Source organism: Acinetobacter sp. AS23, from assembly GCF_023612055.1.
Taxonomy (GTDB): Bacteria; Pseudomonadota; Gammaproteobacteria; order Pseudomonadales; family Moraxellaceae; genus Acinetobacter; species Acinetobacter oleivorans.
Map to the genome: position 1 here is coordinate 160,361 of NZ_CP082274.1, position 19,892 is coordinate 180,252.

A 19,892-nucleotide genomic window follows, 5' to 3' on the forward strand; every position below is an offset into this window, starting at 1 on the left:
ATTTGCCTGGTATTAAACAACAAAGAAATGGTATGAGTGATGAATGAAGCTGTTCCCTCAGTTGTTGCGATTGACATTGGGACGCATAAAGTTTCAGTTTTGATTGGAAAAATTCATGCGCCGGATAACATTCAAGTTATCGGTATGGCAACTGCTCGCAATCGTGGCATGAATAAAGGAAAAATCGTAAGCCTCGATAAAGTTATCGCTGCGATTAAAAATGCTGTCGCTGAAGCGGAAAATATGGCCGAATGTCGCATTCATAGCGCATGGGTATCGATTCCGAGTACCGAGTTGCAAAGTTTTTATGCCTCTGGCCGCACACCAGTTGCTAATCCAGCACATGTTATTACAACAAATGAAGTCGTGCGCGCGTTAGAATTGGCAAAAGCAAGTCATGTGACTTCTGATTACTATTTAGCAAGTGCAGTACCGTTAGGCTTTGAATTAGGTGATTCTGCTGAATGGGTGCAGAATCCAATTAATATGACTGCCCATAGTATGACCGGACATTATCAGTTAATGATGATGCCGATTGCGACTATGCAAAACCTTGATCGCGCTATGAAAGGTGCAAATATCGGGGTTGAAAAAATGGTGGTATCTTGTCTGGCAACTGCTGAGGCAAGCTTGCTTAAAGATGAAAAAGAGTATGGTGTTTGTCTGGTCGACATTGGCGCAGGTATTACCAATCTTGCCGTTTATCTAGATGGACGTTTGGCTCTGGCACGTACATTGCAACGCGGTGGTGAGCACGTTACGCGTGATATTGCTGCTGTATTGCAAACTACGACAGAAGAAGCTGAACGTATTAAAATTCTGTATGGTTGTGTTGATTTAAGTGCTGTTAAGCCAGATCACATGATTCAGGTGGAAGGAATTGATGGCCCTCAAACTATTAGTCGAATTGAGTTGTCAGAAATTATTATTGCCCGCTATGAAGAGATCTTTAGCCAGATTCGTGATGAGCTCGAGAACAGCGGTGCAATTCATGGTTTATACCATGGTGTAGTGTTGACAGGGGATGCTTGTCAAATCGAAGGTATGGTGAGTTTGGCTCGCCGTATGTTGGGGGTATCTGCCCATTTGGGTAATCCGCCGTTACAGGTTTATGCTGATGATCAACATCAGGCAGCATTACGTCGTTCGATGTATGCAACAGCAGCTGGTTTGCTCATGTTTAGCCAAAGTGAGTTGCAAGAAGCTGTTGAAGAGCCTGAAGAGGCAAATGACCGTTCGGTATGGGAGCGAATGGTAAATGGCTGGAATGCATTTAATAGCAAGCTAAAAGCCATTTTTTAGGATGTATGGATTTATTGGTAGAATTGTTAGGAAGTTGTAAGAGAAAACCACTGTACTTGACAAGGTTTGTATTGCACAGCATTCTTAAAATTAGTTATTTTTGAAAATCAAGGCAGTATACGGGCTGAAGTGACTGCCATAATGTATTAGGAACCCTAAAGGTCATGGCCTCATTTGAATTTATAGAAGATGAACTAAACGATGGCAACGGTCAAGCCCGTTTCACTGTATTTGGTGTAGGTGGTGGTGGCGGTAATGCCGTTCAACATATGGTGCAGTCTGATATTCAAGGTGTTAAATTCGTTTGTGCCAATACAGACAAACAAGCACTAGACTGTATGAATGCACCTTTCAAAATTCAGTTAGGCGAGCAAAGTACGCGTGGTTTAGGTGCTGGTGCTAACCCTGAAGTTGGGCAAGTTGCAGCAGAAGAAAGCCGTGAAATTATTCGTCACCATCTTGAAGGTACGGATATGGTATTCGTTACCGCTGGTATGGGTGGTGGTACGGGTACGGGCGCGGCTCCTGTCGTGGCTGAAGTTGCCAAAGAAATGGGTATTTTGACTGTTGGTGTTGTAACAACTCCATTTAACTTTGAAGGCCGTCGCCGTTTAAAATCTGCTGAACGCGGTATTGAAGCGCTTGAAGCACATGTTGATTCATTGATTATTATCCCTAATCAGCGCTTACTTAGCGTATATGGCGATATTTCAATGAAAGATGCTTATAAAAAAGCTGATGATGTATTGTTAAACGCTGTACGTAGTATCTTTGACCTTGTTGTAAACCGTGGTCACATTAACCTTGACTTCGCCGATTTGAAAACTGCAATGAGTACTCGTGGTTACGCAATGATGGGTGCTGGTTTAGGTCGTGGTGAAGATCGTGCACGTCAAGCAGCTGAACAGGCTATTCGTAGTCCATTGCTTGATAACGTAAATATTATTAATGCTAAAGGTGTGTTGATTAACATTACTGGCGGTGATGATATTACTCTACGCGAAACTGAAATCATTACTGATGTAGTGAACCAGATTGTTGACCTTGATGAAGGTGAAATTTTCTACGGTACAGTATTTGATCCAGATGCGCGTGATGAATTACGTGTAACAGTGATTGCGACTGGTTTAACTCGTAATGCAGCAGATGCAGAGCCGAGAAAACGTAATACAGTAAGTCATGCATCGTCTCAAGCGGCTCAATCTGTTGATGAAGATGACGTTCCTGCTATTAATAAGCGTCAAAATGCAGACAATGAAGTGAGCAGTAACGCAAGTTCTTCTCCGCGTTCTTCTCCGATGAGTATTCAAGATTACTTGAAAAATCAGCAACGTAAGTAAAAAATTATTAAATTTAAAAAAAGGCAGTGTTTAAACACTGCCTTTTTTTGTTTTTGATCAATGACTAAATATGCTAACGTATAGCGGTTTTAAAAAAGAAGTTACAAAGCATGGTGAAACAACGTACTCTCAATCGTGTGGTAAAAGCGAGTGGAATAGGTCTTCATAGCGGTCAAAAAGTGATGATCAATTTCATTCCACATACCGCGGATGGAGGTATTGTATTTCGTCGTATCGATTTAGACCCGCCCGTTGAAATCCATGCGAATGCTTTACTCATTCAAGAAGCTTTCATGTGCTCCAATTTAGTGATTGGAGATATAAAAGTTGGAACAATTGAGCATGTAATGAGCGCAATTGCAGGTTTAGGAATTGATAACCTTATTGTTGAGGTATCTGCGTCCGAAGTTCCGATTATGGATGGAAGCGCCGGCCCATTTATTTACCTGTTAATGCAGGGTGGATTACGTGAGCTAGATGCGCCGAAAAAATTTATAAGAATATTAAAACCAGTTGAAGCATTAATAGATGATAAAAAAGCGATTTTTAGCCCGCATAATGGTTTTCAATTAAATTTTACGATTGATTTTGACCATCCGGCATTTGCTAAAGAATATCAATCTGCCACTATCGACTTTTCTACTGAAACTTTTGTATATGAAGTCAGTGAAGCTCGTACTTTTGGTTTTATGAAAGATCTAGATTACCTCAAAGCAAATAACTTAGCCTTGGGTGCAAGTTTAGATAATGCCATTGGTGTAGATGACACAGGTGTTGTGAACGAAGAAGGCTTACGTTTCGCTGACGAGTTTGTGAGACATAAGATTTTGGATGCAGTAGGTGATTTGTATTTACTTGGTCATCAAATTATTGCCAAGTTTGATGGCTATAAATCGGGACATGCTTTAAATAATCAGTTGTTACGCAATGTTCAAAGTGATCCGAGTAATTATGAAATTGTAACATTTAATGACGAGAATGAATGTCCAATTCCATATGTCAGTGTGACATAAGTCATTGTCTTTACTTGGCTACGTTATATTGTAACGTTTCAAAGTGTGATTATTATCACATAATAAGAACGATTCTAATTAAGAAATAGAAAGCTCATCATTTTTTATTGCTTGCCAAACGTAGTAAAGCTTGGCTAAGCTTAGGGTCGCTCACAAAGTCGGCTGCACTACGTAACATTTCTTGTGTTTCCGGGGGGATGGGTTTAGATGGCTCAGATGAGGGTATATTGGGAGTGTTTTTATTTCTCAAGCGAACCTGAATTCTTTGTAAGTCTTTTAACCCTTCAAGTTGAGATAATTTAGATACATATTGGTTCTGTAAATAACTGAGTTGACTAATCATCGCCTGATTTTCACCAGTAATGATTAAAGAACCATTTTGATAACACACGACCTGCCATTGTTCCGGTTGGGGCAATAAGGGTTGGATTATTTTCGTAAGTCTTTGCCATTGCGCGACTTGCGTTGTTAGAAACGTAAGGTTTCCTGTTTTTATGTGTTTTCCGGTTTGTTGAAAAACGTTATCGGGTTTAGACATGGGTCATTCTCGGATAGATTCTTGTCTTCATCTTAAGCGTTCATTTCGATTGATATCAAGGAAGAGATCATAAGGAACTTGAGTAAGAACAGTTTCAAGAGGTTTTTATGCACACGCGTCGTATTTTATTAGCGTTTTCACTTGCCGCTTCGGCAGCATCAGTTGCTTTTGCAGATTATCAAACAATTAACCAATCTACTGATTCAGATCGATTGGAACAACTATCAAAAACATTATCTCAAGGTTCATACACCCATCCTGATGATTTAGATCTTCCGGCGAGTGCGAAAGTTTCAGTGACCTTACGCCAAAAAACGGTTGAGCTCAACAATGAATCGCTCGCAAAAAAATATGGCAATACGAGTGCAAAGAATTCTTTTAATGCCTCTTCTTCAAATGCTTACTCTTGGTTAGTTTCTCACCCTCTTCCTGATACTGTACGAGTTTCTTCGAACTTCGGTGGTCGTACAATGAGCGGTCGTGCCGAACATCATGGTGGTTTAGATATGGCTGCTCCGAGTGGTACACCAATCTATGCAACAGGCCCAGGTATTGTAACGAAATCTGGCTGGGGCACTGGCTATGGTCAATATGTTGAAATTAACCATGGGAATGGTTACTTAACACGTTATGCTCATGCTTCGCGCTTAATGGTACGTGTAGGTGACCAAGTATCTGCAGGTGAACATATTGCCAATGTAGGTTGTACTGGTCGCTGTACTGGTCCCCATTTGCACTATGAAGTAGTAAAAGATGGTCAACGTAAGAATCCAACTACTTACTTGGCGATGCTTCCTTAAAAGCATAGTTAAAAAGTTAAGGTTATTAAATTTATGAATCTGAAATTAGCCTAAACCTTTTTTAACGTAAAGATTGTATAAAAAAACGCCATTATTGGCGTTTTTTTGTTATTTTGTTTAATGCTCGGTCAATGACTATTCATTCAGAAAATAATAGGCCCCCCTCACATTCACCCGTGGCAATAACTAGAGAGGGGTAAAACGTGGTAAAAATACAAAGTAGATTAAAGAACAAGGAACAGGTGAATTATGGCGTTTTACGGTGACTCCGATGCACAAGAAACCCAAGAGTGGCAAGATGCATTCGATTCAGTTTTACAACATATGGGAACTGAGCGCGCAGCATTCTTATTGGAAAAACTTTACCAACAAGCAATTGCTAAGCATGTTCCAATTCAACGTCTCAATACACCTTACTTAAATACAATTTCTGTTGAAGAACAACCTGCAATGCCAGGCGACCAAGATATGGAACGCCGTATTCGTGCATTGATTCGTTGGAATGCCTTAGCAATGGTACTTCGTGCGAATAAAACAGGTGATGATTTAGGTGGACACTTGGCGAGTTTCGCATCAAGTGCAACATTATATGACGTAGGTTTTAACCATTTCTTCCGCGCAAACAGCGATAACTTTGGCGGAGATATGATTTATTACCAAGGACACTGTGCTCCTGGTATTTATGCACGTTCATTCCTTGAAGGACGTTTAACTGAAGAACAGTTAAGTAATTTCCGCCGTGAAGTTGGCGGTAACGGTTTACCAAGCTATCCACATCCATATTTAATGCCGGACTATTGGCAATTCCCAACTGTATCAATGGGTCTTGGTCCAATCATGTCGATTTATCAAGCGCACATTCAAAAATATTTGATGAACCGTGGCTTGATCAAAGAAGAAAATCGTAAAGTCTGGGCTTATCTTGGTGATGGTGAGATGGATGAGCCAGAAAGTACTGGTGCAATTTCACTTGCTGGTCGTGAAAAACTTGATAACTTGATCTGGGTTGTTAACTGTAACTTACAGCGTCTAGATGGACCTGTACGTGGTAACGGTAAAATCATTCAAGAATTAGAATCTTTATTCCGTGGTGCGGGCTGGCGTGTTATTAAAGTGGTATGGGGCCGTCATTGGGATCCGCTACTTGCAAAAGACAACACAGGCGCTTTAAAAGCGGTAATGGAAGAAACTGTTGATGGTGAATACCAACGCTATCAAGTGAAAGGTGGTGCATATACACGTGAGAAATTCTTTGGCAAGTACCCAGAAGCTGCGGAACTTGTAAAAGATTTAAGCGATGAAGACATCGATAATCTCAACCGTGGTGGCCATGACCCTTACAAAGTTTTTGCAGCCTATGCAGAAGCAATGAAAGCCAAAGGTCAACCAACAGTTATTCTTGCGAAAACTGTTAAAGGTTACGGTTTGTCTGAAGAAATTGAAGCGGTGAACAAAACTCACCAAATCAAAAAAATGCAGATCGACTCTTTAAAATATGTACGTGACCGTTTTAACCTGCCATTTACAGATGATAAGTTAGAAGAGCTTCCATTCTATCGCCCAAGTGAAAACTCTCCAGAAATGAAGTATATGAAAGCGCGTCGTGAAGCGTTAGGTGGTTATCTGCCAGCACGTCGTCGTGAGAGTGAAATTTTAGCGATTCCTGAATTATCTGTATTTGATGCCGTATTAAACGGTTCAGGTGGTAAAGAGCAATCTACTACGATGGTGATGGTTCGTTTAATTGCTGCTTTACTTAAAGAAAAAGCAATTAAAGACCGCGTAGTGCCAATTGTTCCAGATGAAGCACGTACATTTGGTTTAGAAGGTATGTTCCGTCAGCTTGGTATTTATGCTGCTCACGGTCAAAAATATACTCCAGAAGACCAAGAACAGTTAATGCATTACCGTGAAGCAAGTGATGGTCACATGCTTCAAGAAGGGATTAACGAAGCTGGTGCGATGAGCGCATGGGCTGCGTTGGCAACAAGTTATTCAACGAATAACTTGCCAATGATTCCAATGTATATGTACTACTCAATGTTTGGTTTCCAACGTATTGGTGACATTGCATGGGCTGCGGGCGATGCACAAGCTCAAGGTTTCTTGTTGGGTGCAACTGCTGGTCGTACCACATTGAACGGTGAAGGTTTACAGCACCAAGATGGTCATTCACATATCTTGGCGAACACGATTCCAAACTGCGTATCTTATGATCCATGTTTCGGTTACGAATTAGCTGTAATCGTACATGACGGTTTACAACGTATGTATGTGAACCAAGAACGTGTGTTCTATTACCTCACTGTAATGAACGAAAACTACGAGCATCCTGCAATGCCAGAAGGCGCTGAGGAAGGCATTAAACGTGGTATGTACTTGTTCGAAAAAGATGAAAAAGCAACTGTTCAGTTACTTGGTTCAGGTGTAATTCTTCGTGAAGTAATCAAAGCTGCGAAAATCTTACGTGATGAATACCAAATCCATTCAAACGTTTGGAGTGTAACAAGCTTCAATGAGTTGTCGCGTGATGGTATGGCATGTGAAGAATACAACCGTTTACACCCACTTACTGAAGAAGTAAAAGAGTCTTGGGTATCTAAACAGTTACGTGGTACAGAAGGTATTGTTGTTTCAGCAACAGACCATATGCGTGCGTATAGCGAACAAATCCGTGCTTATCTTCCAGATGGCCGCCCATTTGTTGCATTAGGTACAGATGGTTATGGTCGCTCAGATACACGTGCTAACTTACGTAGTTTCTTTGGTGTTGACGCTGCACATATCGTTGTTGCTACTTTGAAAAAATTAGCTGACGAAGGTGAAGTAGATGCACGTTTAGTTAAAGATGCAATTTCTAACTTTGAGTTAGACACTGACCGTCCAGTGGCATGGGCTCCACAAGCACATCCAGAAGTTCAGGCAGTTGCTGAATACAATGAAGCGCAAACTGGTGAGGGGAACTAAGCATGCAAATTAAGACCCCTGATATTGGTGTAGATAAAGCAGTTGTTGCTGAAATTTTGGTAAAAGTTGGTGACAGCATTGCTGAAAATGACAGCCTTGTTTTGCTTGAGTCAGATAAAGCGTCTGTTGAAGTGCCTAGCACTTCAGCAGGTGTCGTAAAAAGTATCTTAATCAAAGAAGGCGATAGCGTAACTGAAGGTACGGTATTGTTTGAACTTGAAGCTGAAGGTGCTGCATCTGTAGCTCAAACAGAAGAAGTTGCAAAACCTGCTCCAGCAACTGAAACAGCAGCACCGGCAGCTGTACAACAGGCTTCAACTGCTGCACAACCAGCAGCGGCAACTACTAGCCAAGTGGTTGAAGTTCAAGTTCCTGATATTGGTGTTGAAAAAGCACTCGTTGGTGAAATTTTAGTAAAAGTTGGTGAGCAAATCGATGTTGAGCAAAGCATCGTTGTAGTTGAATCTGACAAAGCAACTGTAGAAGTACCAAGCAGTGTTGCTGGTACTGTAGAAAGCATTCAAGTTAAAGAAGGCGATACAGTTAAAGAAGGTGTTGCGCTCATTAAAGTGAAAACAACATCTGCATCAAGTGCGCCAGTTGAAGCTCCTGCTTCTACAGTAGCTCCAGCGCCTGCACCAGTTCAACAAGAAACTGTAGCCGCGGCTGCTACTCAATCTGGACCAGTTGATATTAACGTTCCTGATTTGGGTGTAGATAAAGCAATTGTTGCTGAAATTTTGGTACAAGTTGGCGATAAAGTTGATGTAGACCAAAGCCTTGTTGTGGTTGAGTCAGATAAAGCGACTGTTGAAGTTCCAAGTACTGTTGCGGGTGTTGTGAAAGCGATTCACTTGCAAGCAGGCCAACAGGTTTCACAAGGTATATTGCTTGCAACAATTGAAGCTGAAGGCCAAGCACCTGCTGCGGCACCAGCGGCAAAAGCAGAAGTAGCTCCAGCTCCACAGGCAGCAGCTCCTGCTCCGACTCAGGCAGCATCTGCTCCAGCGTCTGGTAGTGACAAGTTAACTAAAGAGCAAGAAGCCGAAAACGCTAAAGTATATGCAGGTCCTGCTGTACGTAAGCTTGCTCGTGAACTTGGTGTGATTTTGTCACAAGTTAAAACTTCTGGTGAGCATGGCCGTGTTGTTAAAGAAGATATCTTTGCTTATGTGAAGACTCGTTTAACTGCGCCACAAGCTGCATCAGTTGCTGCGGCTGCACCAGCGGTTTCGGGTTTGCCAAAGCTTCCTGACTTCACTGCGTTTGGTGGCGTTGAAGAAAAAGTACTGACGCGTTTGCAGCAAGTATCAATTCCGCAATTGTCGTTGAACAACTTTATTCCGCAAGTCACCCAGTTTGATTTGGCTGACATTACTGAGTTAGAAGATTGGCGTAATGAGCTAAAAGGCAACTTCAAAAAAGAAGGTATCAGCCTGACGATTATGGCATTCATTATCAAAGCAGTTGCGTATTTGTTAAAAGAAGAGCGTGAGTTCGCAGGTCATCTATCTGATGATGGTAAGTCAGTGCTCTTGCGCAATGAAATCCATATGGGAATTGCGGTAGCAACACCTGATGGTTTAACTGTGCCAGTACTTCGTAACCCAGACCAAAAATCAATTAAGCAAATCGCAGTTGAATTGGGTGTGTTAGGTCAAAAAGCGCGTGATAAGAAATTAACACCGAAAGACTTACAAGGTGCGAATTTCACCATTTCAAGCTTAGGCGCAATTGGTGGTACAGCATTTACACCACTTGTAAACTGGCCACAAGTTGCGATTTTGGGTATTTCACCTGCAACGATGCAACCGGTTTGGAATGGTAAAGACTTTGATCCACGCTTAATGTTGCCGTTGTCGTTGTCTTATGACCACCGTGTAATTAATGGTGCAGATGCCGCTCGATTTACCAATAAACTTACGAAACTTCTTAAAGATATTCGTACTTTATTAATCTAATATTCTGAAATGAATCATTAAAACCTCGCTTCGGCGGGGTTTTATTTTGGTATTTAATTTAATTGATTTTAGGTTAATCTAAAGATGAAGAAGGAGTGATCGAGAGAGGAAAAATTTCTCGTTTTAGGTAAAGGAGAAATAATAGATGGCGGGTTTTTTAAAAATCATGTTGCCGATTCTGTTGGTTGTATTTTTATTGATGGGATTGTGGGTCAGTTTTTTGCACTTTCCTTGGGAGTGGATGACCTACGTTGCAATCGGTTTGGAAGTATTTGTGGCAACGCTTATTTTGCCATTTGAATTTCAATCACAACATATAGCTGGTATTAACAATTTTGGTTTTATTAACTTAAGTATCTGTTTAGCTTTACTATTAGGCTTGGGGCGGCTGTTAGTATGGGCATGGATAAAATTTTTTGTTTGAAAAATAGAACTGCTCGAATATAATGAGCACATACTTCATTGGGGAGTAGCCGCTATTCATTTCTGAATGAATAGGTGATGATCAACATAATTGTTCAACAGAACATGGTCATCATAGCTTAAACGTCTCATCGTTTCCGAGTTGGCAAGACCTTTGATTTACCACTCTGCAGATATTTGGCTAGCAGGAGCGGTAGGTCATGGGCATTTATGCTAGCCAGAGAAACGACATGCAAGAATTTCTGATTTCTACCTCGATTGTTGCCCTAGCTGAAATGGGCGATAAAACTCAATTGTTGGCCCTTTTACTGTCTGCACGTTTCCGTAAGCCAATCCCTATTCTCATTGCGATTCTTTTAGCCACTTTAATTAACCATGGTATCTCTGCTGTGCTTGGACAGTGGATTACAACCGTGTTGAGTCCCGAAATTTTAGTTTGGGTACTTGCGGGTGGTTTCATTGGTATGGCGTTCTGGATGCTTATTCCAGATAAGCTAGATGATGAAACAGATAGCATTAACAGATGGCAAAAATTTGGTGTTTTTGGTGCAACCTTTATCCTGTTCTTCTTAGCAGAAATTGGTGATAAAACCCAGATTGCGACAGTGGCTTTAGCTGCTCGTTACGATAGTATTTTCTGGGTAATGCTAGGTACAACCTTAGGTATGATGATTGCCAATGCACCAGCTGTATTTATTGGTAATAAATTAGCTGAACGTTTATCTATCTCTCTCATTCATAAAATTGGTGCTGCTATTTTCTTAATTGTAGGTATCTCTACTTTAGTGCAGCATTATTTCTTCTGAAGCATTTAAAGCTGCCATAAAAAACGCACTCGAATTGAGTGCGTTTTTTTGTAGGTCATTTTAGTAGTTAAATTTCACTGTGAAGTTAATTTGGCGTGGGTTACCGAGCGTCACCAAATTCTCATTAAGCGCGCCTGCATAGTAATCTTTATCAAATAAATTACGAATCGCAAGTTGAGCACCCCAATGTCCAGCGTCATAGCCAGCTTCAGTGTCAAAGACTGTATAGCCTGGAATGTGAACATCTAAGCCATCGACAGTTTTATATGTTTCACCACGGAATCCACCACCAACATACCAGCCAAGTTTTGATGTTGGGTCAAATTTATAGCGCGCTGACAAACTATAAGCATGCTCAGGAATATTATCGAGTGCTTTTCCTACATTGCTTGAGTTTGCATCTTTACTAATTTCAGCATCAATGGTGTAAGTATATGCAGCTGTTAGTTTTAAGCCTTCTAAAATTTCTGCGCTGAGCTCAGTTTCAATACCACGTGTTAACTGTTCGCCACGCTGAGCTTTATAGCCACTATTCGCAGTATCAGTGACTAAAACATTTTGACGTTTTAAATCATACCAAGCGATAGCACCTTGAACTCGTTGATCAGGGCTTTGTAATTTCATTCCGACTTCAACCTGTTTTCCTTCTTCAGGTTTGAACGGATTGTTATTTACATCAGTACCACTGTTAGGAGTAAATGAAGTGGCATAGCTGACATAAGGGGCAACAATGTCATTAAGGGTATACATGACAGAGGCGCTACCCGTAAAAGCATTGTCTGATTGTTTGCTTGCACTACTTGTAACTAAACTTGTGCTTTGGGTTTGTGCCCAGTCTTGGCGTCCAGACAAGCTTAAAAGCCATTGGTCATTAAGTTGAATGCGATCACGTATATAGAGTCCCAAATATTTGAGACGATTAATATCCCGAACATTTTGCTTCAATGTCACGTTTTGACCATAAACGGGGTTATAGATATTTAAATTACCAATATCGTATTTATCATTGGTGTAGTCACTTTTTTCCTGAAAAGCATCTACGCCAATATTAATGTCGTGCTGCATGCCATATAAATCAAACTGTTTGTTTAAACGGTTATCGATGGCGAAACTTAAGTTATCAATCACTTGATGCCGACTATTATTAGCTCGGTTAATGGTTGTGTAAGATGTGTCTGCCCAAAACTTTTTAGTTTGAGCAAAAACCGCAGTACCATCCATTTCGGTTTTTTGGATGGCAAAATTCTGGTTAAAGTTCCAGCCATTATTAAAGGCATGTTTAAACGTATAACCCGTACGATAAACATCTGCTTCATATTTACCAAAATTAGGGTCGCCAATATATAAACTTCGGTCTATAGCGCCGTTAGGATTGTCTTTTAATGTGCCAATGACAGGCAAGCCTTGCTGACGAATATATTCGCGGTGCTGATAGCTTGCGATTACAGAGAGGTCAGTGTTATCACCTAAGTCGAAGTTGTAAGAAGGGGAGATATAGTAATTTTTAAAATACACATAATCAGTGGGGTCATCTTGGTCAGAGATGCGGCCATTTAAACGAAAAGCACCTTTCTCACTATTATTAGGGCTATAGTTTAAGTCGAATATACCTTCTTTTAAGTTATAGCTGCCATAAGTCATGCTAGCACGTGCAAAGTTTTCTGCTTCTGGACGTTTAGTGACTAAATTGACCATACCGCCTGGTGTAACCAAACCGAAATTAATAGAGGCAGGGCCTTTTAAGACTTGGACCTGATCCATGCCTGATAGTTCAGTGGCAACATAAGTATTTTGTCCAACTCTTAAACCATCTATATAAACCGAATCGGAAGAGGTCTGGCCTCGAATAACAAAATCATCCCAACCACGACGACCAAGTTTTCCAGCTTCAACACCTGCAACACCTTCAAGTGCATCTGCTAGAGTTCTAGCTTGTTTCTGGTCGAGCTGTTCACGAGTCACCACAGAAACCGATTGAGCCGTCTTAAATAAGGGTGCATCTGATTTTAAGGCAGAACTTGCTTTTGTTGCGACATAGGCAGAGCTGGGTTCTTTTTGCGCCTGAATAGAAATTGTGGGTAGCACATTGGTCGAATTCTGTTGTTCTGCTGTTTCATCAGCATGACTTGCTGTCATTAAGCTAAAAATAGCAACTGCTAATAATGTTTTAGAGCTTGAAAAATAAGGTGCTTGGTTCATGGGAGGTCTAGACAGCGCAAAAGACAAAGTGATAATGAGAATTATTTTAATTTATTGCATGTGAATTTTAAATAACATTATGATTCATTTATAAAATAAGAAAAGCAAAAGCTATTTTAAAATATTATGAGAAAAATAAAGCAATTCATTGCAAGAGTTGTCGAATCCCTTTATTTTAGTATGGATATAAAAATATCTAATATTTAAAGTTTTTTTGGGGAATTGTATGGGGTTTGAAAAAACAACATCGCAGATATTATTTGATAACGGCGTACATAAATGTATTAGTTTTACCAGTTTGGTGAAAGGGGAAGGTATCCAAGCCAATCAATTTTTAATTATTGATCATGAGCGTGCTGCTGTAATCGATCCGGGTGGCGATTTGACCTATGTTCCATTAACGATGGAATTAAATAAATATACACGTTTGAAAAATCTGGACTATGTGATGGCTTCGCATCAGGATCCAGACATTATTACCTCAATGCCACGCTGGTTAGTCTATACCGATGCTAAAGTGGTGGCGTCAAAATTATGGGCACGTTTTTTACCGCACCTAAATTCCTCATTTATGAGTGAGCGTATGAAAGGGAATTGGGAAGACCGTCTTATTGAATTACCTGACCGTGGCCAAGTGATTCAATTGGGGGAATCAAAGTTAGTTGTAGTTCCTGCTCATTTTCTACATTCGGTCGGTAATTTTCAGTTTTATGACCCCGTTGCCAAAATTTTATTTTCTGGTGATATGGGCGCTTCGATTGTTGAGGATGCCAATCAACCTTTGACAGATTTCGATACGCATGTTCTGAAAATGAAAGCTTTTCACCAACGCTATATGTGTTCCAATAAGGTTATCCGTTTATGGGTAAACATGGTCCGCCAGATGGACATTGAAATGATTGTTCCACAGCATGGCAGTCCATTTATTGGCAAAGAAATGATTAATCAGTTTTTGGACTGGATTGAGGTTTTACCTTGTGGTGTCGACTTGATGACAGAACAAGTTTTTAGTTGTCCTGCCTAAATATGATGTCTAATGATCAACCCAGATAAAATTCTGGGTTGCAAAAACATGGGTTAAAAAATAACGTTAAAACAATAATAAGTGGGAATTATTTAGAGCAGCTCTACATCTATTGCTGAAAAAGGCAAAGATAATATGAAAATTGCATTGAAATTTGTTTATAATAGCTCACGGAATTTACCAGTGAGATTGTTATGCTGACCATCGTTCAAGAAGCGCTAACCTTCGATGATGTCTTATTACTTCCTGCCTACTCTACTGTTCTCCCAAAAGATGTCTCTTTAAAGACACGTTTAACTCGCGGCATTCATTTAAATATCCCATTGGTTTCAGCTGCAATGGATACAGTGACTGAGTCACGTATGGCGATTGCGATGTCACAAAATGGCGGTATCGGGATTTTGCACAAAAACATGGATATTGCTGCTCAAGCTGCAGAAGTACGCCGTGTAAAGAAATTCGAAGCGGGTATGGTGAAAGACCCTATCACTGTAACGCCTGAAACTACAGTACGTGAACTGATTGCAATTACCACTGCTAATAACATTAGCGGTGTACCTGTTGTTAAAGACGGCAAGGTTGTTGGTATTGTGACAGGCCGTGATACGCGTTTTGAAACTAATTTAGAACAACCTGTTAGCAACATCATGACAGGCCAAGATCGTTTAGTCACTGTACGTGAAGGCGAGTCTAAAGAAAATATTCAAGCATTATTGCAAAAACACCGTATTGAAAAAGTCTTGGTCGTTGGCGAGAGCAACGAACTTAAAGGCTTAATTACAGTGACTGACTTCCGCAAAGCTGAAAGCTATCCAAACAGTTGTAAAGATGATCTTGGTCGTTTACGTGTTGGTGCTGCGGTAGGTACAGGTGCTGATACACCAAGCCGTGTGGAAGCATTGGTTGAAGCTGGTGTTGACGTCATTGTTGTTGATACAGCACACGGTCACTCAGCTGGTGTAATTGAACGTGTACGTTGGGTGAAACAAAACTTCCCTCAAGTACAAGTGATTGGTGGAAACATCGCAACTGGTGATGCTGCATTAGCATTATTAGATGCAGGTGCAGATGCTGTAAAAGTAGGTATTGGTCCTGGTTCTATCTGTACAACACGTATTGTGGCAGGTATCGGTATGCCACAAATTTCTGCGATTGACAGTGTTGCTAGCGCACTAAAAGATCAAATTCCTTTAATTGCAGATGGTGGTATCCGCTTCTCTGGTGATATGGCAAAAGCGATCGGTGCGGGTGCAAGCACGATCATGGTTGGTTCATTACTTGCAGGTACTGAAGAAGCGCCAGGCGAAGTTGAGTTTTTCCAAGGTCGTTACTACAAAGCATATCGTGGTATGGGTTCATTAGGTGCAATGGCGGGAGCAACTGGTTCTGCTGACCGTTATTTCCAAGATTCGAAAGCGGGTGCTGAGAAGTTAGTACCAGAAGGAATCGAAGGCCGTGTTCCATATAAAGGCCCAATGGGTAATATCGTTCATCAAATGATGGGTGGTTTACGTTCATCAATGGGTTATACCGGTTCAGCTGTGATTGAAGATCTTCGCCAAAATGCGAAATTTGTGAAAATTACTTCAGCAGGTATGTCTGAGTCACATGTTCACGATGTAACGATTACTAAAGAAGCTCCAAACTATCGTGTTGGTTAGATTTTGGTAACCAAAACAATGAAGAAAGCCGTCATTACACTGACGGCTTTTTGTTTTTGGTGTAAAGTAAATCCGAGAAAAGAAATATGGCGGAATTGCCATATATGAAGTGAGCCACCGCTGAAGTGGCGTAAGAATGAGATAAGCTATGAGTTATTTTGGAACGGATGGTATTCGTGGAAAATTTGGGCAAATGCCTATTACTCCAGAGTTTGCTTTAAAACTCGGTTTTGCTGCAGGGAAGGTATTAAAACGAACGAGTCAAAAAAATAAACCACTCGTTGTATTAGGAAAAGACACTCGTTTATCTGGCTACATTTTAGAATCTGCTTTGCAAGCGGGCTTAAACGCTGCTGGCGTATATGTTCATCTACTTGGTCCTTTACCAACACCAGCCATTGCACACCTTACTCGTGCTTTGCATGCACATGCAGGTATTGTTATTTCTGCATCGCATAATCCATATTATGATAATGGGATTAAATTCTTCTCAAGTGAAGGCAAAAAATTACCGGATTCGTTACAAGAAGAAATTAACCGCGAATTAGAAAAAGATTTATTCATTGAGGACACTGCAAACTTAGGTAAAAGTGTTCGTGTAAATGATGCAAATGGTCGCTATATTGAATTCTGTAAATCTACTTTCCCTTATCACTTTGATTTAAATAATTTAAAGATTGTGTTGGACTGTGCTCATGGCGCTGCATATAGCGTTGGGCCTTCAGTTTTCCGTGAGTTAGGGGCAAAAGTTGTTGCTTTATATAATGAACCAGATGGCTTAAATATTAATGAGAGCTGTGGTTCAACACATCCTGAACACTTGCAAAAAGCAGTAGTTGAGCACGAAGCAGATTTAGGTATTGCCTTTGATGGTGATGCTGACCGTGTTGTGATGGTTGATAAGTTTGGTAACTTAATTGATGGCGACCATATTTTATATATTTTGGCGACTCAAGCTCAAAATAAGCCAGCGGGTATTGTTGGTACAGTCATGAGTAATATGGCACTTGAAGTTGCACTTGAAAAAGCAAACGTTAACTTTGTTCGTGCAAAAGTCGGTGACCGCTATGTATTACAAGCTTTAGAAGAAAATGGTTGGGTGATAGGTGGCGAGCCTTCTGGTCATATTCTAACTTTAGACAAGAGTACGACTGGTGATGCCATTATCGCTGCTCTTCAAGTTTTAACTGTGATGGTCGAGCAAAATAAGGCTCTTCATGAATTGGTTCAAGACTTTAAATTATTCCCACAAGTTCTTTTGAACGTACGTTTAGAACAAATGCTTGATCCGTATTCTATTCCGGCATTGGTTACTGAATTTGATAAAGCAGAAGCACAGCTCAAAGGTCGTGGCCGTATCTTGATTCGTAAGTCTGGAACAGAGCCTGTGATTCGTGTCATGGTTGAAGGTGATGATGAGCAAGAGGTGAAAGCTTTAGCTCAGCATTTAGCAGATTCAGTTCGTTCACAAGCACAAGTCGCATAAGGTGCATGACATGAGTGATGTCATCAAAGATTTAAGTGAATTACGCTTAAGTTATGAGCAAGGCGAGTTGCATGAGGGGCAGGTTGAATCTAACCCTCATCAGCAGTTTCTTGGTTGGTTTAACCATGCTCTAGCAGCCAATTTGCATGAACCCTATGCAATGTCATTAGCAACTGCAAGTGCAAATGGCAGACCTCATGTTAGAACAGTTTTGTTACGTGGGGCTAAAGAAGCTGGTTATGATTTTTATACGAATTATGACAGCCAGAAAGGTATTGATTTGGCAGAAAATCCATATGCCGAATTATTATTTTACTGGCCAAGTCTAGAGCGTCAGGTGCGAGTGGGTGGTCGTGTAGTTAAAATTGCTGAGCAAGAATCTACAGATTACTACCTTAAGCGACCACGTGATAGCCAGATTGCAGCGCATATCAGTACTCCCCAAAGCGGTAAAATTGAAAGCCGAGAGCTGTTACAGCAACGTTTTCAAGACTTACAACAGCAAGTTGAAAGCCGTGAAGTGCTTGATAAGCCGGAGTTCTGGGGCGGTTATCGTCTGCAACCAGATTATTATGAATTCTGGCAAGGACGACCAAATCGTTTACATGACCGCTTGAGTTATGAAAAAATCGACGGTCAATGGACGCTGCACCGACTGATGCCTTAAATGACAAAAATACAAATCAAACAAAGACCTTTATTGACACGCCCTGAACAGTTTCAGGGCGTGCCTCCGTTTATTGCTGAGATTTTGGCAAGGCGTGGAGTAGAATCTGAACAGGAATTAGAGCTAAAACTTAAGAATTTACTTGCTCCTCAGCTCAAAGGATTAGAAACTGCTGTGGCATTAATAGATCAAGCTATTGATGCACAGAAAAAGATTGTTATTGTTGGCGACTATGATGCTGACGGTGCAACCAGCACAGCGTTAATGGTATTGGTGCTTCGCGATATGGGAGCACAAGTCGACTATTTAGTTCCAGACCGATTTAAATACGGATATGGGCTTACCCCCGCAATTGCAGAGCTTGCACATCAAACTTATCAGCCCGATTTATTAATTACAGTCGACAATGGAATTTCGAGCCATGCTGGGGTTGATACAGCCCATACGCTGGGCATGCAAGTTATTATTACCGATCACCACTTAACAACAAAAGAAACGCCTCTAGCGGAAGCGGTGGTTAACCCAAATCAGTTAGGCTGTGATTTTCCAAGTAAGGCGCTTGCTGGTGTTGGTGTTGCATTTTATGTGCTGGCCAATTTGGCAAGTTTACGTAGCAGACAAGGTAAAAGCACAAGTAAAGTCACTCAATATCTAGATTTAGTCGCTTTGGGAACTTATGCAGATGTGGCTGTTCTAGACTATAACAACCGTATATTGGTCGATGCGGGCGTAAAACGTATTCAGCAACATCAGTGTCGAGTTGGAATATTGGCACTGTTGGATATTGCTGGCCGAGAGGCGTCGTCTTTGCGTGCACAAGATCTAGGTTTTGTTTTAGGTCCGCGTATTAATGCTGCTGGGCGTATGGAGAGCATGCGAATCGGTATAGAGTGTTTATTAGCAGACTCTATGGAAACAGCTTACCCGATTGCTCAACAATTAAATCAGTTGAATATAGAGCGGCGACAAATTGAAGGAGAGATGAAGCAACAAGCTTTATCTGCTTTAGATAGTTTGCAGCTCTCAAAAGAAGATATTCCGCCAGCTCTGGTGCTCTTTGAAGAAAACTGGCATCAAGGCGTGATTGGGATTGTCGCAGGGCGTTTAAAAGAACAGTTTCATCGCCCAGCTATTGTCTTTGCACCAGATGAAGATGGTGTCCATATTAAAGGATCTGCACGTTCAATTGATGGTGTGCACATTCGAGATATGATTGAACAGGTTGCTGAACAACATCCGGAATTGGTGAGCCATTTTGGTGGACATGCGGCGGCGGCAGGTTTAACGATACGTAAAGAAAATTTTGATGCTTTTAAAACAGTGTTTACTAACTGTGTTGCAGCTATGGAAGAATCTTTATTTCAAGCAACGCTATGGACGGATGGGGAATTACCAGCTTCGGCTTTGCAACTAGACACATTGGACTGGATAGAGCAGCTTGGGCCATGGGGGCAAAAATTTCCTTTTCCTCAGTTTGAAGGATATTTTAAAGTTGTCGATTATCGCTGGCTTAAAGAAACACATCTAAAACTTAGATTGGCTCTTGATCAATATACTTTTGATGCGATTGCTTTTAATGCCGCTGGACGATTTGAATTTAATCCTATGCGAGATGAAGTTCATTTGGTCTATGAGATTGATCGTAATGTATTTAAGGGTAATGTAAATTTACAATTGCGTATTGTGCATTTAAACCAATAAAAAA

15 protein-coding genes and 1 riboswitch are annotated in these 19,892 nt (G+C 40.9%); of the genes, 13 read left to right on the forward strand and 2 right to left on the reverse strand.

What is annotated here, in order from left to right; all coding sequences use genetic code 11:
- Nucleotides 1-39: 39 nt before the first annotated feature.
- The 3 genes from ftsA (at nt 40) to lpxC (ending at nt 3,655) form a co-directional block, all read left to right on the forward strand.
- Nucleotides 40-1,302, forward strand: coding sequence for a cell division protein FtsA (gene ftsA, locus K6I41_RS00740; RefSeq protein ID WP_004790064.1), 1,263 nt, complete (start codon nt 40-42; stop codon nt 1,300-1,302).
- 164 nt (nt 1,303-1,466) lie between these two features.
- The gene (ftsZ, locus tag K6I41_RS00745; protein ID WP_016139861.1) at nt 1,467-2,642 is read left to right on the forward strand and encodes a cell division protein FtsZ; all 1,176 of its coding nucleotides are present in this window, start codon (nt 1,467-1,469) and stop codon (nt 2,640-2,642) included.
- 110 nt (nt 2,643-2,752) lie between these two features.
- Entirely contained in the window at nt 2,753-3,655 is a 903-nt protein-coding gene (lpxC, locus tag K6I41_RS00750; RefSeq protein WP_004790060.1) for a UDP-3-O-acyl-N-acetylglucosamine deacetylase, read from the forward strand.
- Between the two features lie 97 nt (nt 3,656-3,752).
- Here the strand turns inward: lpxC and K6I41_RS00755 are convergent, their stop codons facing one another.
- Nucleotides 3,753-4,193 (reverse strand): DciA family protein, encoded by a 441-nt coding sequence (locus K6I41_RS00755; RefSeq protein ID WP_151822037.1) that lies wholly within the window; start codon nt 4,191-4,193, stop codon nt 3,753-3,755.
- 107 nt (nt 4,194-4,300) lie between these two features.
- On the opposite strand from K6I41_RS00755, the gene K6I41_RS00760 reads away from it, so the two are divergent.
- The 5 genes from K6I41_RS00760 to K6I41_RS00780 all read left to right on the forward strand — a co-directional run bounded on the left by K6I41_RS00760 (nt 4,301) and on the right by K6I41_RS00780 (nt 11,150).
- On the forward strand, nt 4,301-4,993 hold the full coding sequence (locus K6I41_RS00760; protein ID WP_005300632.1) for a M23 family metallopeptidase: 693 nt from the start codon (nt 4,301-4,303) through the stop codon (nt 4,991-4,993).
- 249 nt (nt 4,994-5,242) lie between these two features.
- Nucleotides 5,243-7,960 (forward strand): pyruvate dehydrogenase (acetyl-transferring), homodimeric type, encoded by a 2,718-nt coding sequence (gene aceE / locus K6I41_RS00765; protein ID WP_013196595.1) that lies wholly within the window; start codon nt 5,243-5,245, stop codon nt 7,958-7,960.
- 2 nt (nt 7,961-7,962) lie between these two features.
- Nucleotides 7,963-9,921, forward strand: coding sequence for a 2-oxo acid dehydrogenase subunit E2 (locus K6I41_RS00770; RefSeq protein ID WP_250375028.1), 1,959 nt, complete (start codon nt 7,963-7,965; stop codon nt 9,919-9,921).
- A 145-nt stretch (nt 9,922-10,066) separates the two neighbouring features.
- Nucleotides 10,067-10,345: a hypothetical protein gene (locus tag K6I41_RS00775; RefSeq protein ID WP_077163716.1), complete on the forward strand. Its 279-nt coding sequence runs from the start codon at nt 10,067-10,069 to the stop codon at nt 10,343-10,345.
- Nucleotides 10,346-10,373: 28 nt separating this feature from the next.
- Nucleotides 10,374-10,559, forward strand: a riboswitch (yybP-ykoY riboswitch).
- A gap of 15 nt (nt 10,560-10,574) precedes the next feature.
- Nucleotides 10,575-11,150 (forward strand): TMEM165/GDT1 family protein, encoded by a 576-nt coding sequence (locus K6I41_RS00780; RefSeq protein WP_013196598.1) that lies wholly within the window; start codon nt 10,575-10,577, stop codon nt 11,148-11,150.
- Nucleotides 11,151-11,210: 60 nt separating this feature from the next.
- Here K6I41_RS00780 and K6I41_RS00785 read toward each other — a convergent pair whose 3' ends face one another.
- On the reverse strand, nt 11,211-13,349 hold the full coding sequence (locus tag K6I41_RS00785) for a TonB-dependent siderophore receptor (protein WP_151822034.1): 2,139 nt from the start codon (nt 13,347-13,349) through the stop codon (nt 11,211-11,213).
- A 226-nt stretch (nt 13,350-13,575) separates the two neighbouring features.
- Here K6I41_RS00785 and K6I41_RS00790 point away from each other — a divergent pair, with 226 nt between their 5' ends.
- From K6I41_RS00790 to recJ, 5 genes are all read left to right on the forward strand, one after another.
- Nucleotides 13,576-14,373 (forward strand): oxygen-binding di-iron domain-containing protein, encoded by a 798-nt coding sequence (locus tag K6I41_RS00790; protein WP_060465086.1) that lies wholly within the window; start codon nt 13,576-13,578, stop codon nt 14,371-14,373.
- Between the two features lie 194 nt (nt 14,374-14,567).
- The gene (gene guaB, locus K6I41_RS00795; protein ID WP_004790042.1) at nt 14,568-16,034 is read left to right on the forward strand and encodes an IMP dehydrogenase; all 1,467 of its coding nucleotides are present in this window, start codon (nt 14,568-14,570) and stop codon (nt 16,032-16,034) included.
- A 148-nt stretch (nt 16,035-16,182) separates the two neighbouring features.
- On the forward strand, nt 16,183-17,520 hold the full coding sequence (glmM, locus tag K6I41_RS00800) for a phosphoglucosamine mutase (protein WP_005300649.1): 1,338 nt from the start codon (nt 16,183-16,185) through the stop codon (nt 17,518-17,520).
- A gap of 10 nt (nt 17,521-17,530) precedes the next feature.
- Nucleotides 17,531-18,187 (forward strand): pyridoxamine 5'-phosphate oxidase, encoded by a 657-nt coding sequence (gene pdxH / locus K6I41_RS00805; RefSeq protein ID WP_250375029.1) that lies wholly within the window; start codon nt 17,531-17,533, stop codon nt 18,185-18,187.
- Nucleotides 18,188-19,888 (forward strand): single-stranded-DNA-specific exonuclease RecJ, encoded by a 1,701-nt coding sequence (recJ, locus tag K6I41_RS00810; protein WP_250375030.1) that lies wholly within the window; start codon nt 18,188-18,190, stop codon nt 19,886-19,888.
- Nucleotides 19,889-19,892 lie beyond the last annotated feature (4 nt).

What these genes read in the sequence shown, in the direction of transcription:
- ftsA (WP_004790064.1), top strand. Translation starts at nt 40, where the DNA reads ATGAATGAAGCTGTTCCCTCAGTTGTTGCGATTGACATTGGGACGCAT.
- ftsZ (WP_016139861.1), top strand. Translation starts at nt 1,467, where the DNA reads ATGGCCTCATTTGAATTTATAGAAGATGAACTAAACGATGGCAACGGT.
- lpxC (WP_004790060.1), top strand. Translation starts at nt 2,753, where the DNA reads ATGGTGAAACAACGTACTCTCAATCGTGTGGTAAAAGCGAGTGGAATA.
- K6I41_RS00755 (WP_151822037.1), bottom strand. Translation starts at nt 4,193, where the DNA reads ATGTCTAAACCCGATAACGTTTTTCAACAAACCGGAAAACACATAAAA.
- K6I41_RS00760 (WP_005300632.1), top strand. Translation starts at nt 4,301, where the DNA reads ATGCACACGCGTCGTATTTTATTAGCGTTTTCACTTGCCGCTTCGGCA.
- aceE (WP_013196595.1), top strand. Translation starts at nt 5,243, where the DNA reads ATGGCGTTTTACGGTGACTCCGATGCACAAGAAACCCAAGAGTGGCAA.
- K6I41_RS00770 (WP_250375028.1), top strand. Translation starts at nt 7,963, where the DNA reads ATGCAAATTAAGACCCCTGATATTGGTGTAGATAAAGCAGTTGTTGCT.
- K6I41_RS00775 (WP_077163716.1), top strand. Translation starts at nt 10,067, where the DNA reads ATGGCGGGTTTTTTAAAAATCATGTTGCCGATTCTGTTGGTTGTATTT.
- K6I41_RS00780 (WP_013196598.1), top strand. Translation starts at nt 10,575, where the DNA reads ATGCAAGAATTTCTGATTTCTACCTCGATTGTTGCCCTAGCTGAAATG.
- K6I41_RS00785 (WP_151822034.1), bottom strand. Translation starts at nt 13,349, where the DNA reads ATGAACCAAGCACCTTATTTTTCAAGCTCTAAAACATTATTAGCAGTT.
- K6I41_RS00790 (WP_060465086.1), top strand. Translation starts at nt 13,576, where the DNA reads ATGGGGTTTGAAAAAACAACATCGCAGATATTATTTGATAACGGCGTA.
- guaB (WP_004790042.1), top strand. Translation starts at nt 14,568, where the DNA reads ATGCTGACCATCGTTCAAGAAGCGCTAACCTTCGATGATGTCTTATTA.
- glmM (WP_005300649.1), top strand. Translation starts at nt 16,183, where the DNA reads ATGAGTTATTTTGGAACGGATGGTATTCGTGGAAAATTTGGGCAAATG.
- pdxH (WP_250375029.1), top strand. Translation starts at nt 17,531, where the DNA reads ATGAGTGATGTCATCAAAGATTTAAGTGAATTACGCTTAAGTTATGAG.
- recJ (WP_250375030.1), top strand. Translation starts at nt 18,188, where the DNA reads ATGACAAAAATACAAATCAAACAAAGACCTTTATTGACACGCCCTGAA.